Source organism: Mesorhizobium sp. M7A.T.Ca.US.000.02.2.1 (genome assembly GCF_003996995.1).
Classification (GTDB): Bacteria; Pseudomonadota; Alphaproteobacteria; order Rhizobiales; family Rhizobiaceae; genus Mesorhizobium.
This window is the reverse complement of the sequence record NZ_RZTT01000845.1, coordinates 1-763: the sequence shown is the minus strand read 5'-3', so window position 1 is coordinate 763 and position 763 is coordinate 1. Positions and strand designations below refer to the sequence as shown.

General features: G+C 66.7%; 1 pseudogene. It reads right to left on the bottom strand.

Annotated features, from left to right (window positions below):
* Window positions 1–763, bottom strand: a pseudogene (locus EOD15_RS35045) (translocation/assembly module TamB); the annotation flags it as partial.

Below are 763 nucleotides of genomic sequence, written 5' to 3'. Positions count from 1 at the left end.
GAACGCCTGCCTTCGCTCGTCACCAGCGCTGCTTTGATGTCGAGCGGCTGGTCGTCGACGGAGCCGGTCAGCGATACGTTAGCGGCGGGACTGGTGATATCGGCCTTGCCGCTAGCCGTCAGCTTGATGCTCTTCACCGTGCGGCCCGATGCCGTCAGGCTGTCGCTATCGGCGGTAACAGTGAAATCCGGCGCCGTCATAGCGCCGCTTGCCGACAGCGCGAAGTCGATACCGCCGGCAACCGGCACGCCGACCGTCGGCGACAGCACCGAGACGTCGCCCAGTTTGCCCTTGATGTCGGCCTGGATGTCGGTGCCTTGCATGCTGGCCGTGCCGGCGGCGCTGAGCGTGCCGGAGGTGAATTCGATCGAATTGGCGGCGAAGGATCCCTGCGGATCGCGGGCCGCGCTGGCCGAGAATTTCACCCTAGCGCCGAGCACCGAGGCGATCTGCGGCGGAAAGGCCGTCGCCACGGCATCCGCGTTCATCTTGAGCTGCATCGACAGGTCGGCAAGCGCCACCGTCGCGGTCAGCGAAGCGTTGAGCGCGTCGGAACGCAGCGTGCCCTGGTCGATGGCAATGGCGTCCTTGCTGACCGACCCGGCCAGATCGACATCGATCTTGCCGGTGATCAGCGGCGCCAGCGTCGCCACGTCGGTGTTGAGGCCGCCCGCCTCCAGCTTGACGGTGACCGGCCCGGCGCGGTTCTGGATATCAAAACCGTCGGAATGGATCTGGGCCGCCAGGTCGTCCAGCCGCGTGC